Origin of the sequence: Inquilinus limosus DSM 16000, from assembly GCF_000423185.1 — a bacterium.
In the GTDB taxonomy this organism is placed as follows: domain Bacteria; phylum Pseudomonadota; class Alphaproteobacteria; order DSM-16000; family Inquilinaceae; genus Inquilinus; species Inquilinus limosus.
Window position 1 is genome coordinate 258,891 of sequence record NZ_KE383985.1, and the last position, 12,748, is coordinate 271,638.

Below are 12,748 nucleotides of genomic sequence, written 5' to 3' on the forward strand. Positions count from 1 at the left end.
CGGCTTCGGTGCCGCGTCTTTGCGGATCTTGCTGCCGGGCTCAGTCGGGCGACTGGGCCGCTTCCGCCAGGATTCCCGGCCCGAAGATGCGGGCCAGGGCGCCGCGGCCGGAATCGGTCAGGGCCACGGCGCGGCTGTCGCGGTCGCGCCGGATCCAGCCCTGCTCCAGGAAGCGGTCGGCGATGGCGGCGCCCAGCGCGCCGGACAGATGCGGCCGGCGCTCGCTCCAATCCTGGCATCGGCGGGTGACGGCGCGGCGACCCTGGCGCAGCCGGTCGACATCGATGTCGAGGGCGGCGAGCCAGCCCGGCGCGGCCTCGGACAGCGCGAAACCATGGTCATCCGCCCGCAGCACGCCCTGTGCCATCAGCGCATTGGTGATCGCGACCCCGAGCCGCCCGGCGAGGTGGTCGTAGCACATGCGCCCCTCGCGCAGCGGCGCCGGCACCTTCGAGCGCGAGGCCGCGGCGGGCGGCGGTGACGCCAGGGTCAGCATGGTCTCCAGCAGCGCCCCGATCTCCGCCCCGGCGAGGGCGTAGTAGCGGTGCCGCCCGAGCCGCCGGACCGTCACCAGCCCGGCCTCGGTCAGCTTGGTCAGATGGCTTGAGGCGGTCTGGGGCGTGACCCGGGCGCGCCAAGCCAGCTCGCCGGCCGGCAGCGCCTCGCCGCCGAACAGCGCCGACAGGATCAGCGCCCGGCTGGGATCGCCGATCAGCGAGGATAAGCTCGCCAGATCAAGGCCTTCCTTCATATTTCGATGGTGATCGATTTATCATCGCTGGTCAAGCGCCATGGCCGGATGTCGACTGGGGTCCTTCCGCAGGGAGAGCCGACCATGACCGACACCTATGCGATCCTCGACTATGTTCGCCGCCACTGCCTGCAGCCATCCGCGCTGGCGCGGGCCGCCGGGCTGGCCGAGACCCGGCTGCGTGAGCTGATCGCCGCCCGCTGCCTGCCGGGACCGACCTATGTTCTTTCCCCGGCGCTGACTGTGCGCAGCGCGATCCGCTCCGAGGCGCTGGCGCCGCAGGCGGAGGAATGGTTCGGCGCCGCGGTGCTGCCCTGGGCCCGCCGCGCCGCGGAGTCGATGCTGCCGCTGTCCGAATTGGCGGACCGGCTGCGGCGGGATTTCGCGGCCGATTTCCGCCGGGCGCTGCTCGCCTCCGAGGGCCGGGCCTACGGCTGGACCGAGCTGTTCGACGCCGCGGGGGCGATCGACGAGACGGCCCTCGCCAAGGCCCTCGACGAGATCTGGGAGGAGAACTGGCTCGGCGGCGCCTATGCCGTCTGCCTGCGCCGCTTCGACGGACCTCACCTGGTGACGAAGCTGGTCGAGCGCAGCCGCATCCGCGGCCTGACCGCGGAGGGGACGAAGCCGGTCCTGACCCCGGCCGAGGCGGCGGCGGTGACGGCGGCGATGGCCCGGCTCGACGCCGTGATCACGCCCTTCGCCCCGCATGAGCGGCCGCACGGCACGCCGGGGCTGTGGATCGACCGGATCGCGGCACGCTACGGCCTGCCCCATCCGAAGGAAGCAGGTCGCGAGCCGGCGGCGTCGGTTGACTCGAAGCCGGCCGCAGCCTAGAGGGTCAGGGACCCCTTGCGGGTCGCATCCTCGGCCGCAACCAGCGAGACCCATGAGCGCCCGCTACGACGCCACCTGCATCGGCAACGCCATCGTCGATGTCATCACCAAGAATGACGACGCCTTCCTCGCCCGGCACGGCCTGGTGAAGGGGGCGATGACGCTGATCGACGCGGAGCGGGCGGAGACGCTCTACGCCGCCATGGGGCCGGGGCTGGAGGCCTCGGGCGGCTCCGCCGGCAACACCGCGGCGGGGCTGGCCTCGCTGGGCGGCAAGGCCGCCTTCATCGGCAAGGTGACGGCCGACCAGCTCGGCGCCGTCTACCGCCACGACATCCGCGCCGTCGGCGTCGATTTCGACTCGGCGCCGCTCGATCCGGCCGTGCCGGGCACGCCGCCGACCGCGCGCAGCCTGATCATTGTCACGCCGGACGCGCAGCGGACGATGAACACCTATCTCGGCGCCTGCGTCGAGCTGACGCCGGACGACGTCGACGAGGCGGTGATCTCCGGCTCGCAGGTGACCTATCTCGAAGGCTATCTGTGGGACCGGCCGAAGGCGAAGGAAGCCTTCATCAAGGCCGCCCAGGTGGCCCATGCCGCCGGCCGCAAGGTGTCGCTGACCCTGTCCGACAGCTTCTGCGTCGAGCGGCACCGCGACAGCTTCCTGTCGCTGATCGACAGCCATGTCGACGTGCTGTTCGCCAATGAGGCGGAGATCAAGGCGCTGTACCAGGTCGACGATTTCGAGACCGCCGTCGCCGCGGTGCGCGGGCGCTGCGAGGTCGCGGCGATCACCCGCAGTGAGAAGGGCTCGGTGATCGTCACCGACGGCGAGAGCCATGTGGTCGAGGCCGCGCCGCTGGCCCATCTGGTCGACACCACCGGCGCCGGCGACCTCTACGCCTCCGGCTTCCTCTACGGCCTTACCCGCGGGCTCGGCCTGGTCGAATGCGGCCGCATCGGCAGCATCGCCGCCGCCGAGGTGATCAGCCATGTCGGCCCGCGGCCCCTGGTGCCGCTGCGCGATCTGATCGGCTGAGGCGTCCCCCCGATACTGTCTCCTTTTTCTGTCATGCCCGGGCTTGACCCGGGCATCCAGGAATGTCGATGCCGCTCCGGGTGGCCCCTGGATCGCCAGGTCAAGCCCGGCGATGACAGCAAGGGGGCGGGTTCGCCGCCTTACGTGGTTTATCTCCGGAACACCGCCACCGCCTCCAGATGCGGCGACCACAGGAACTGGTCGACCGGCGTCGCCCGCTCCAGCCGGTAGCCGCCATCGACCAGGATCCGGGCGTCGCGCGCCAGGCTGGACGGGTTGCAGGAGACGGCGACCACCACCGGCACGGCGGATGAGGCCAAGGCCTGCGCCTGGTCGCGGGCGCCCGCCCGCGGCGGGTCCAACACCACGGCGTCGAAGCCGCGCAGCTCTGCCGCGCTCAGCGGCTGGCGGAACAGGTCGCGGCGCTGCGCGGCGATCCGCTCGCCCCGTCCGCCGCGCCGGGCCGCCGCCGCCAGCGCCTCGACCGAAGCCGCCTCGCCGTCGATCGCCGTCACCTGGGCGCCACGGGCCAGCGGCAGGGCGAAGGTGCCGGCACCGCAGAACAGGTCGGCGATCCGCTTCGCCTGGCCGACGCCCTCGCGCACCAGCCGGGTCAGCGCGGCCTCGCCTTCGGCGCTGGCCTGCAGGAAGCCGCCGGGCGGCACCGCCACCGGCACGCCGTCGAAATGCACCACGCCGGGGCGGCGATGCGCCACCGGGTCGGTGAAGCCGTCGGGGCCGCGCCAGGACAGCCGCGCGAGGTCCTGCGCCGCGGCGAAGGCGGCCAGTTTCTCCCGCCGGTCCAGGTCCAGCCCGGTCTCGGCCACGACCACCAGGTCGATGCCGTCGTCCAGCAGGGTGACGGCGACGTCGGCGCCGGCATTCTCCGGCAGGATGTCGGCCAGCACCGCGCGCAGCGGCGGCAGCAGGACGGTGATCTCCGGCCGCAGCACGACGCAGTCGGTCAGGTCGACGATCCGGCTCGACCCCGCCTCGTTGAAGCCCAGGAACACGCCCGACCGGCCGTGCCGCGCCGCCAGGCTGGCCCGCCGGCGGCTGCGCGGCGGGGTCTCGACCAAGGCATCCACCTCGGTCTCCAGCCCGTGGCGGGCCAGGGCGGCGACCAGCAGGCCGCGCTTCCAGTCGGTGTAGACCGGCGGCGCCAGATGCTGCACCTGGCAGCCGCCGCAGGGGCCGAAATGCGGGCAGGGCGGCTCCCGGTGATTCGGGCCGGGCTGCACCAGCTCGATGAACTCGCCGCGATAGGCCTGGCCCTCCGGCCGGCCCAGCCGGGCGCGCACCCGGTCGCCCGGCGCGGCGAAGGGCACGTAGACGCGATGATCTTCGGCCATGCCGATGCCGTCGCCGCCGCCGCCCAGGCGTTCGACCACGAATTCGATCTCGCGCCGCGACCCGGGGGCCGCGGGCTTGCTCCGTCGCATCTGCCGCTTCATGGTGGCAGGCATGGCATGCGCCGCCCGGCCTTGCAAGGCGCGGGGTTGCATGCGCTTCGCCGGCAGGGCCATATCCCTGGCATAGGGGGCCGGTCCTGCGGCCGCGATGAGTTGCTGGAGACGGTCTTGGATCTCGCCGCTGTGCTGGGCCGCGTGCGCGGCATGCTGTTCGAGCCCGATGCGACGCTGGCCGCCCATGGCGTGCCGGCGCCGAGCTGGCGCGTGGTGGTGCGCGAGCATGCGCTGCCGGTGCTGATCCTGACCTCGATCGGCGCCTTCCTGCTGCTGTCCCTGCTGCTCTCGACGTCCGAGACCGGGACCTCGATCGGTCTCCTGGTGCTGTTCCTGGCCGGGCGGGTGCTGGTCAACCTGGCCGGGCTGTTCGTCATGGCCGCCGTGGTCCGCTTCTATGCCGGGATGTTCGGCTCTTCCGCCGGCTTCGACGCCGCCTTCGTCCTGGTAGCGCTGGCGATGACGCCGGTCTATGTCGCCGAGATGCTGGGGCCGGGCGTGCAGCTTCTGTTCTCCGGCCCGGCGGCGGTGCTGCTGGTGCTGCTCTCGATCGGCTATGCGCTCACGATCCTGTACCGCGGCACCGGTCTCGTCCTGGGCGTGCCGCAGGAGCAGCGCGGCGCCCATTTCGGCCTGACCCTGGTGACGCTGGTGGTGCTGACGATGCTGTTCGGCCTGCTGCTCGGGCCCTACATCCTGCCGGTGCCGGCCTGAGGTGGTAGCGTCCTGACATGTGCGGACGATTCGTGCAGAAGCTGCCGCCGGAGGAGCTGGCGGGGATCGCCGGCGCCGAAGGCCCGGTCCCGAATGTGCCGGCGCGCTACAACGCGGCGCCGACCCAGGACCTCGCCGTGGTCCGGTTCAACCCCAAGACCGGGCGGCGCGCCGTCGACCTGCTGCGCTGGGGCCTGGTGCCGAGCTGGGAGAAGGACCTGAAGGGCGGCGCCAAGCTGATCAACGCCCGGTCCGAATCGCTGGCCGAGCGGCGCAGCTTCGCCCGGGCGTTCCAGGCCCGGCGCTGCCTGGTCCCGGCCGACGGCTTCTACGAATGGGCGCCGGACCGCACGCCCCATTTCGTCCGCCGCCTGGACGGCCGGCCGATGCTCTTCGCCGGGCTGTGGGAGGGGTGGAAGGATCCCGAGTCGGGCGAGTGGATCCGCACCTTCACCATCGTCACCGCCGAGGCGGTCGAGCGGCTGCGGCCGATCCACCACCGCATGCCGGTGATGCTGGAGCCGGAGCACTGGCCGGCCTGGCTCGGCGAGGTCGAGACGCCGCCCGAACGGCTGCAGGCGCTGCTGGCGCCGCCGGCCGACCTGCCGGTCGAGGCCTATCCGGTCTCGGTCCGGGTCAACGCCGTGCGCAACGACGACCCGACGCTGATGGACCGGGCGGCCTGAGCGGGGGCTCAGGCGATCACCCTGCACGCCGCGCTGATCTGCTCGACATGGCGATGGTCGGTGCCGCAGCAGCCGCCGAGCACATTGATCTGCGGATGGCGCTTCAGCAGGTCGCCGTACTGCCGCCCGAGCTCCACCGGATCCCCATCGTCGAGGTCGGGCGCCTCGTTGAGCTCCTGATGGCTGCGCCGGGATGCGTTCGCGCGAATGCCCCGCACGCGCCCGACCCGGGCGTCGGGGACCGCGAGCGTCCCGTCGAAATGGGCCGGATGGGCGCAGTTGATCATGTAGTAGGCGGGCCCGCGGGAGGTCGCTCCATCCACCTCCTCGATCGCGTCCATCAGGCCCTGGCCCGTCGGCAGCCGGCCGTCGGTCTCGACCGTGAACGAGATCGCCACCGGCAGGCCGGCGTCCCGTGCGGCGCGCGTCACACCGATCGCCTCGTTCGCATTGGTCATGGTGATGGCCGTCACCATGTCGACCCCGGCCTCGCCGAAGGTGCGGATCTGCCGGCCGTGATAGGCGGCGGCCTCCTCCGGCCCCATCACCTGGCCGGGATCGTAGCCGTCGCCGCGCGGGCCGACGCAGCCGCTGACGACGATCGGCGTCCGTCCGGTCTCGAACTCGTCGCGCAGCGCCTGCATCAGCGCGATCGAGTCCCGGTTGGCCCGGTCCAGCTCCTCGTCGGAATAGCCGAGCTTCCGGCCCCAGTCGGGGCTTGCGCGCCAGGTCGGGCTCTCCAGGATGAAGCCGAGACCTTCCCTTCGCGCGATCTCGATGTAGCGCGTGTAGTATCGGCGCAGAGCCGTCCGGCCGGCTTCCTTCCGCAGGATGTGGAACGCCGCGAAGCAGGGCAGATCGAGCCCGTCGTGGAAGATCAGCGAGGTCTCTATGCCGCCGTCGGTGAGAAACAAACCGTCCTGCGCCTGAGGCAGGCGGGATCGGTACTTCGCCATGATCACGGCTCCTTCCGTGCTTGGGAGGGCTGATGTCGGCCAGCTTCGGTGCCGCACCCGAAAAGAACGGTGTGGACGGCCTCGGCTCGGGTGAAGCCGATGTCCTGCAGCATGTGATTGTTGAGCCGCGTGAAGGCTTCCGCCGTGCGCCGGGCATGTGCCTGCCGGGTCATCACAATGGCGATCTTGCCCGCAATCGCGGTGATCCAGCCTGTTTCGCGGTGTACAGTCATACCGTCGGCAGGCGCACCGATGCGCCCTGCCAGCGTGGGGGCGTCCATGATCTTCCCCTGTGCGTGTTCGGCAGCGAGAGGGCCGCAGATCGGCTTCGCCGCGGGCGGTGCGGCGTCACTGCGGCTGCGACGCTAAGATGAAGCGCGGGTCGCCTGGGGTGAATGATCGACCCGCCGGATCAATTGACCGTCCGGCCGGCACCGACCCGCTGTCGGAGGTGCTTCGGGCCGTGCGGCTGACCGGGGGCATGTTCCTCGAGGCACGCTTCACCGCGCCCTGGTGCGTCCTGTCCAAGGTCGATCCCGAGGATTGCCAGCCGTTCCTTGCCGATCCCCTCCAGGTGATCGCCTATCACTACGTCGTGGAAGGCCGGATGCTGGTGGGGCTCGAGGGGCAGAGCCCGCTGGAGGTCCGCGCCGGCGAGACGGTGCTGCTTCCTCGCAACGACCCGCATGTCCTGTGCAGCTCGACGGGCCTCAGGCCGATCTACGCCCATGAGCTCATCCAGGCCGGGGATCCGGGCGGGCTCCTGCAGATCGTCCATGGCGGCGGGGGCGAGGTCACCCGCATCATCTGCGGGTTCCTGGGCAGCGACCAGGACCGGAACCCGCTGATCGCGACGCTCCCCCGCATCCTGACGGTGGATATGGGCCGGGCGAGATCGAGCGACTGGATCGAATCCTCGCTGCGCTTCGCCATCCAGGGTCTGCAGCAGGGAGAGATCGGCACGTCGACGGTGGTATCCAGGATTTCCGAGCTGATGTTCGTGGAGGCGGTGCGCTGCTACGCGGCGACGCTTCCGGCCGAGCAGAGAGGATGGCTCGCCGGCATCCGCGACCCGGTCGTCGGGCGGGCGCTGGCCCTGGTGCACCGCAGCCTCGACCGCCCGTGCACGGCGGAGAGCCTGGCCAGGGATGTCGCGCTGTCCCGCTCGGCCTTCGCCGATCGCTTCACGGCGCTCGTGGGCATGCCGCCGAAGCGGTATCTCACCTTCTGGCGCATGCAGGCGGCCAAGGACAAGCTGCGCGAGGGACGCAAGCCGATCGCGCAGATCGCCTATGAGGTCGGGTACGAGGCGGAGGCGGCGTTCATCCGCGCCTTCAAGCGGGAATTCGGGGTGCCTCCGGCGACCTGGCGCAGACAGGCGCAGTCGGCCGGCCCGGGCGTTGATCCTATCGCTCCTCCGCCATGAACGCAGTCAGCTCGGCCGCCAGCTCCGGATCGGCGATCGTCCGCGGCACCTTGTTCTGGCCGCCCAGGCGCCCGCGCGCCTTCATCCAGGCGGCGAAACGGCCGGGCGGCACCGCCACCACCTCCGGCGCGCCCATGCCGGTGCCGCCGGCGCGGTGGGCGGCGTAGTCGTCGTTCAGGGCCGACAGCCGGGCATCGATCGTCGCGGCGAAGCGCGCCACCGCGGCGCCGTCCGGCATCGTCGCGAATTCCACGAACCAGCGGTGGCGGCCGACCGGCGCGGCCTCGTCCGGGAACACAGCCGTCACCGCGAAATCGGCGATGTCGGCGCCGATGGCGGCGGCCGCGTCGGCGGCGGCGCGCTCCACCTCCTCGGCGATCAGATGCTCGCCGAAGGCCGACAGGCCGTAGCTGATGCGGCCGGTGACCAGCAGCCGCGGCGGATCGCGGCCGACCAGGCGCACCGTGTCGCCCAGCACATAGGCCCAGGCGCCGGCGCAGGTGGTCACGACGACGGCATAGTTCACCCCCGGCTCGGCGTTCGCGATCCAGTGCCGTACCGGCCGAGGCGAGTCCAGCTCCTCGACCGGCACGAACTCCAGGAACAGCCCGTGGTCGAGGCACAGCCGGAGGCCGTCCTCCGGCCCGGCATCCTGCACCGCGATGAAGCCTTCGCTGGCGGCATAGCCCTCGCGGATCTCGGCCCCGGTGCCGTCGATCAGCCGCTCCAGCCGCGGCCGGTAGGGCGCCAGCGCGACGCCGCCGGGCACCAAGAGGTCGAGCGAGGGATAAGGCGGGTCGGGCGCGTCCCCCCGGGCGCGGCGCAGCTCGCGCACCCGCTCCAGCAGGATCAAGAGCCAGCTGGTGGTGCCGGTGACGCAGCGGATCGGCAGCTCGAGCGAACCGCGGGCGATGCGGTCCAGCTTCTCCTCCCAATCGCTCAGCAGCGCCAGCTCCGGCCCCGGGAAGACGAAGGGCCGCGCCCAGGCCGGCAGGGTGCGGGCGGCGATGCCGCTGAGGTCGCCGCTGAACACCCCCGGCGCCTCCTCGGTCAGCGCCGTGCTGCCGCCCAGCATCAGGCTGCGGCCGCCGAACATCCGGCTGTGCGGCCGGGCGGCGAGATGCCAGGCGGTCAGGTCGAACGCGGCGCGGACATTGGACCGGCGCATCGCGTCGGTCACCGGGATGTATTTGCTGCGGCCGCTGCTGGTGCCCGAGGTGGCGGCGAAGAACGGGACCCGGCCGGGCCAGGACACGTCCTGCAGCACCGGGAAGGCCGGCTGCCAGTAGTCCCGCCACATCGCCTCATAGCGGCGCAGCGGCACCGCCGCCTGGAACGCCGCGACATCGGCGATGCGGTCGAAGCCGTGGTCGCGGCCGAAGCGGGTGCCGGCGGCGCGGCGCAGCAGCCGCAGCAGGGTCCGGTGCTGGCTCTCGACCGGATCCAGGCGGTGCAGCCGCCGGCGCCGCAACGCCGCCGCCAGCCGGAAGACCGGGGTGGCGTCGATCATGCCGGGGACAGGCGCATGAGGATCGGGAACTCCCGCGCCACCGTCTCGGGCCGCAGCGGCAGCCGGATCGGCCGGCGCTCGCGCCACAGCGCGATCTGGTCGGTCAGGCCCTCGCTGCCCAGCCAGCCGTCCTGGCCGCCGAACAGCGTGACCCAGCTGGCGTCCGGGTCGGACATGTCGGCGACATGCCGGGCCATCGAGCCGTAGGTCGCGGCGTGCCGGCCGCGCACCAGCCCGTGCGCCGCCTTCATCGGCGTCTCGCGCGACCCGCCGGTCGGGTATTCGCCGAAGACGAAGAAGCGGCCCAGCACCGGCAGGTTGGCCAGGATATGCGCCACCCGCATCCGATGCATCTCGCCCCAGCTCGGGATCGGGGCGGCGTCGATCACGGCCAGGCCGACCGCCTCGGCCAGCACCTCGCGGCGCCGGTCCGGCGCCAGCGCCGCCAGGTCGTCGGCCAGGAAGGCGGTGATTGCGTTCCACTGCGCCATCAGCCGCGGCATGGCGTCGATCGATTCGGCGCCATAGACCCGCGGCACCAAGTGGTACAGCAGCGCCTCGAAGGCCGGCGCGCCGGCCGACTCGGCGGCATAGTCGCCGTCCCATCCGGCCAGGCGGTCGAGGAAGGCCGCCTGCTCGCCGGCGACGCCTGTCTCTCGGATCGCCTCCACCAGGTGCCGCGCCAGGGCGCCGGCATCCGGCGACACCGTGTCGGCCTGCAGCGCGACCAGATCCTCGGGTGTCAGCCGCTCGTTGCTGCGCAGGACCGTATAGAGCCGGCGCACCCGCTCATCGGCGGAGAAGAAGAAGCCGACCGGCAGCGCCGTGTCGGTCGGCCGGTTGTTGGCGGTGGCCAGCACCCCGTCCGGCGGGTCGGCGGCCCAGGGCAGGGCCGGGGCGTCGACCAGGCCCTGCCAGTGGGTGTCGGGATCGCTGGCGTCCAGCACGGGATCCGACGGCGGGAAGCGGGTGCGCACCGGCAGGGTCGCGGCCATGATCTGGCCGATCCGCCCGTCCGCCCCCGCCACCAGCATGTTCTGGGCCGAGACGCCGAAACCGGCGAAGGCGGCGCGGAACTCCTCCAGCGTGGTGGCGCGGCTGGCGCGCAAGAGGGCGGTGATCTCATCGGTCGGCTCGTGCCCGATCCAGCGCAGCGCGATCGTGTCGTCCGGCAGGCTGCGCGTCACCTTGGCGTCGCTGACGATCGGGCCGAAGCGGCTGCGCCGCACCCGGCGCCGGACCGGCCGCCAGAAGCGGGTGCGGATCACCGTCTCGCGCGTCTCGATCTCCTCCGGCGGCAAGGACCCGACGTCGTACAGGTCGCTCGACGCCGCCCGCATGTTGGTGCCGCCCCAGGCGAGGTGCGGACTGCGGCCGACGGCGACGAAGGGCAGGCCCGGCACCATCAGCCCGGCCATGTGGAAGCCGGGCGATCGCATGCCGGCGGCGACCCAGAGATTGGGCAGCGACAGTGACAGATGCGGGTCGCTGGCGATCATCGCCCCGCCGGTGGCGCTGCGCGATGCCGCCACGGCGACGCTGTTGCTGCCGCTGCGGCCGGTCGCGGTCAGCAGCGTCGCCAGCGCCGCCTGCCGCCCGTCCGTGGTGAAGCTGGTGGCGGCGTTGGCGCCGGCCTTCAGCGTGCGGGCCCAGGCCTCGGCGAAGCCCGGCTTGCCGCGCTCGCGCAGCAGGCCGAAATAGGCCACCCAGTTGATGTCGCTGCCGGCCAGCCGGCCGATCATCCACATGTCGCGCAGCGTGTAGGGCTCGTGCCGCAGTCCCAGCAGCGGAAATTCCGGCGGCGGCGCCCGCTCCAGCGCGTGATAGGCGTTCACGCCGGTGACGAAGGCCTCGGCGAAGGCCCGGCTGTCGGCCGGCATCCGGTCGATCACGGTGTCGGCGGCGTGGCCGTAGTCGAGGATGCGCAGCGCGTGGTCGAGGTCGCGCGCCACCGACCCGGCGATTTCCGACAGCCGGCCCTGCGCCACCCGCTTCATCAGCGCGATCTGGCCGCCGCGCAGATGGGCGTGGACCAGGCCCAGCGCCACCGCCAGGTCGCCATCGGTCTCGGCCTCGACGAAGGGGATCTGATGGGCGTTCCAGCGGATGTCGACCGGCCGCGCCAGCGGCAGCCCGCTGGTCGGGAAGGCGGCCAGCCGCTCCGCCGCCGTCACCGGCCGCGGCGCCAGGGCGCGCAGCGCCGGCACCAGCGGGGCCAGGGCGGCGATCAGCCGGCGTAGAGCGGTCATGGGTTCAGCTGGGTTCTGTCAGCCCGAAGGCGGCCGACAGGAAGGCGGCCACGTCGCGGTCCGACCGTGCCCGCACCGCATCGTCGCGGCCGATCAGATAGCCCTCGCTGCCGACGCAGTTGGCCAGGATCAGCTTGCGGGTGAAGGACCCGGACATGGCGATGCCGAGATTGCCGTCGCGCACCGTCAGGTCACGCTCGACCTGGAAGTCGCAGTCGTTCAGCAGCCGGCCGATCGGCCGCGGACCGGGCCGGCTGCCGTCCCATTGGTGGACCGCGCCGGGATAGACGATGGTCTGGACCCGCGATCCGCCCTGGCGCAGCGCCGCCGCGGTGGCCTGGCACCGCTCCGCATCCATGATGGCGTCGCGGTCGCCCCAGGCCATCAGCACCGGCGCGCCGGTGGTGCGCGGCTCCTCGAAATCGATGATGCAGGGGCCGTAGAAGGCGACATGGGCGGCGAAGCGGGTGTCGCCCAGCCGGTACAGCGCCGCGAACCGGTCGGCGATCGCGGCATTGGCGGCGACGACGCTGGCCATGGCGCCGTAGGAGAAGCCCCAGACCGCGACGCGGTCGCCGTCGATCTCCGGCCGCGCCTTCAGCCAGGCCAGGGTGGCGTAGGCGTCGGCCAGCGCCATGGTCTCGGTGATCTGGATCACCCGGTCGGTAAAGCTGGTGGCCAGGTCGCGCCGCGCCCCGAACACGTCGACCACCGCCGCGCCGATGCCCATCGCCGCCAGCTGCCGGGCATAGGTCGGCTCGCGATGCTCGTCGATGCCGGCGGCGCCGTGCAGCAGCACCACGGCCGGCGCCTTGTGCGCCGCGTCGGCGCCGGCGGGCGGGTAGTAGGTGACGCGCGCCTGGGTCGCCGGGGCGTCGGGGCCGATGTCGGTCGGGGCGAAGGGGCTGCGGCTCTGCACCGCCACGATCCGCCCGGCGGCGTCGCCGACCGCGGGCCATGGGTCGGTGAAGGCGGGTTCCGCCCCGGCCGCGGGCAGCAGGCCGAGCCAGAAGACGGCGGCGAGGCCGGCGGTGCGCCGGAGCGCTGGAAATCGACCGTGTTGCGCCATCGATCGGGTCCTGTCGTCGCGAGCGAGCCGAGGCGATTTTAA

The 12,748-nt window shown here is 72.5% G+C and carries 12 protein-coding genes; 5 read left to right on the plus strand and 7 right to left on the minus strand.

Features of this window, described 5'->3' with window-relative positions; genetic code table 11:
• Positions 1-40: 40 nt before the first annotated feature.
• Positions 41-751: an ArsR/SmtB family transcription factor gene (locus G537_RS0130915; protein ID WP_026873335.1), complete on the minus strand. Its 711-nt coding sequence runs from the start codon at positions 749-751 to the stop codon at positions 41-43.
• 84 nt (positions 752-835) lie between these two features.
• On the opposite strand from G537_RS0130915, the gene G537_RS44425 reads away from it, so the two are divergent.
• Complete coding sequence (locus G537_RS44425) at positions 836-1,588, plus strand: DUF6058 family natural product biosynthesis protein (protein WP_026873336.1); 753 nt, start codon at positions 836-838, stop codon at positions 1,586-1,588.
• 52 nt (positions 1,589-1,640) lie between these two features.
• Positions 1,641-2,630, plus strand: coding sequence for an adenosine kinase (locus G537_RS0130925; protein WP_026873337.1), 990 nt, complete (start codon positions 1,641-1,643; stop codon positions 2,628-2,630).
• A gap of 149 nt (positions 2,631-2,779) precedes the next feature.
• Here G537_RS0130925 and G537_RS0130930 read toward each other — a convergent pair whose 3' ends face one another.
• The gene (locus G537_RS0130930) at positions 2,780-4,072 is read right to left on the minus strand and encodes a class I SAM-dependent RNA methyltransferase (protein ID WP_245579176.1); all 1,293 of its coding nucleotides are present in this window, start codon (positions 4,070-4,072) and stop codon (positions 2,780-2,782) included.
• Positions 4,073-4,210: 138 nt separating this feature from the next.
• Between G537_RS0130930 and G537_RS0130935 the strand changes: the two genes are divergently transcribed.
• Positions 4,211-4,810 carry a YIP1 family protein gene (locus G537_RS0130935; RefSeq protein WP_155888852.1) on the plus strand — a complete coding sequence of 200 codons (600 nt, stop codon included), beginning with the start codon at positions 4,211-4,213 and terminating at the stop codon, positions 4,808-4,810.
• A 17-nt stretch (positions 4,811-4,827) separates the two neighbouring features.
• Positions 4,828-5,496 carry an SOS response-associated peptidase gene (locus G537_RS0130940; protein ID WP_026873340.1) on the plus strand — a complete coding sequence of 223 codons (669 nt, stop codon included), beginning with the start codon at positions 4,828-4,830 and terminating at the stop codon, positions 5,494-5,496.
• An 8-nt stretch (positions 5,497-5,504) separates the two neighbouring features.
• Here the strand turns inward: G537_RS0130940 and G537_RS0130945 are convergent, their stop codons facing one another.
• The gene (locus G537_RS0130945) at positions 5,505-6,452 is read right to left on the minus strand and encodes a homocysteine S-methyltransferase family protein (RefSeq protein WP_026873341.1); all 948 of its coding nucleotides are present in this window, start codon (positions 6,450-6,452) and stop codon (positions 5,505-5,507) included.
• A gap of 2 nt (positions 6,453-6,454) precedes the next feature.
• Complete coding sequence (locus G537_RS44820; RefSeq protein WP_026873342.1) at positions 6,455-6,733, minus strand: DUF1127 domain-containing protein; 279 nt, start codon at positions 6,731-6,733, stop codon at positions 6,455-6,457.
• 89 nt (positions 6,734-6,822) lie between these two features.
• On the opposite strand from G537_RS44820, the gene G537_RS0130955 reads away from it, so the two are divergent.
• On the plus strand, positions 6,823-7,878 hold the full coding sequence (locus tag G537_RS0130955) for an AraC family transcriptional regulator (RefSeq protein ID WP_081689164.1): 1,056 nt from the start codon (positions 6,823-6,825) through the stop codon (positions 7,876-7,878).
• Here the strand turns inward: G537_RS0130955 and G537_RS0130960 are convergent.
• From G537_RS0130960 to G537_RS0130970, 3 genes are read right to left on the minus strand one after another with little or no spacing between them, the layout of a single operon-like run.
• The gene (locus tag G537_RS0130960; protein ID WP_026873344.1) at positions 7,859-9,388 is read right to left on the minus strand and encodes a GH3 family acyl-acid amido synthetase; all 1,530 of its coding nucleotides are present in this window, start codon (positions 9,386-9,388) and stop codon (positions 7,859-7,861) included. The two genes, G537_RS0130955 and G537_RS0130960, sit on opposite strands and share 20 nt — an antisense overlap.
• Positions 9,385-11,637 carry a penicillin acylase family protein gene (locus tag G537_RS40950; protein WP_051249348.1) on the minus strand — a complete coding sequence of 751 codons (2,253 nt, stop codon included), beginning with the start codon at positions 11,635-11,637 and terminating at the stop codon, positions 9,385-9,387. The genes G537_RS0130960 and G537_RS40950 overlap by 4 nt, the downstream gene beginning before the upstream one ends.
• A 4-nt stretch (positions 11,638-11,641) precedes the next feature.
• Complete coding sequence (locus G537_RS0130970; RefSeq protein ID WP_026873345.1) at positions 11,642-12,706, minus strand: dienelactone hydrolase family protein; 1,065 nt, start codon at positions 12,704-12,706, stop codon at positions 11,642-11,644.
• Between the last annotated feature and the right edge of the window lie 42 nt (positions 12,707-12,748).

What these genes read in the sequence shown, in the direction of transcription:
- G537_RS40950 (WP_051249348.1), bottom strand. Translation starts at nt 11,637, where the DNA reads ATGACCGCTCTACGCCGGCTGATCGCCGCCCTGGCCCCGCTGGTGCCG.
- G537_RS0130930 (WP_245579176.1), bottom strand. Translation starts at nt 4,072, where the DNA reads ATGCGACGGAGCAAGCCCGCGGCCCCCGGGTCGCGGCGCGAGATCGAA.
- G537_RS0130915 (WP_026873335.1), bottom strand. Translation starts at nt 751, where the DNA reads ATGAAGGAAGGCCTTGATCTGGCGAGCTTATCCTCGCTGATCGGCGAT.
- G537_RS0130970 (WP_026873345.1), bottom strand. Translation starts at nt 12,706, where the DNA reads ATGGCGCAACACGGTCGATTTCCAGCGCTCCGGCGCACCGCCGGCCTC.
- G537_RS44820 (WP_026873342.1), bottom strand. Translation starts at nt 6,733, where the DNA reads ATGGACGCCCCCACGCTGGCAGGGCGCATCGGTGCGCCTGCCGACGGT.
- G537_RS0130960 (WP_026873344.1), bottom strand. Translation starts at nt 9,388, where the DNA reads ATGATCGACGCCACCCCGGTCTTCCGGCTGGCGGCGGCGTTGCGGCGC.
- G537_RS0130955 (WP_081689164.1), top strand. Translation starts at nt 6,823, where the DNA reads ATGAAGCGCGGGTCGCCTGGGGTGAATGATCGACCCGCCGGATCAATT.
- G537_RS0130940 (WP_026873340.1), top strand. Translation starts at nt 4,828, where the DNA reads ATGTGCGGACGATTCGTGCAGAAGCTGCCGCCGGAGGAGCTGGCGGGG.
- G537_RS0130945 (WP_026873341.1), bottom strand. Translation starts at nt 6,452, where the DNA reads ATGGCGAAGTACCGATCCCGCCTGCCTCAGGCGCAGGACGGTTTGTTT.
- G537_RS44425 (WP_026873336.1), top strand. Translation starts at nt 836, where the DNA reads ATGACCGACACCTATGCGATCCTCGACTATGTTCGCCGCCACTGCCTG.
- G537_RS0130925 (WP_026873337.1), top strand. Translation starts at nt 1,641, where the DNA reads ATGAGCGCCCGCTACGACGCCACCTGCATCGGCAACGCCATCGTCGAT.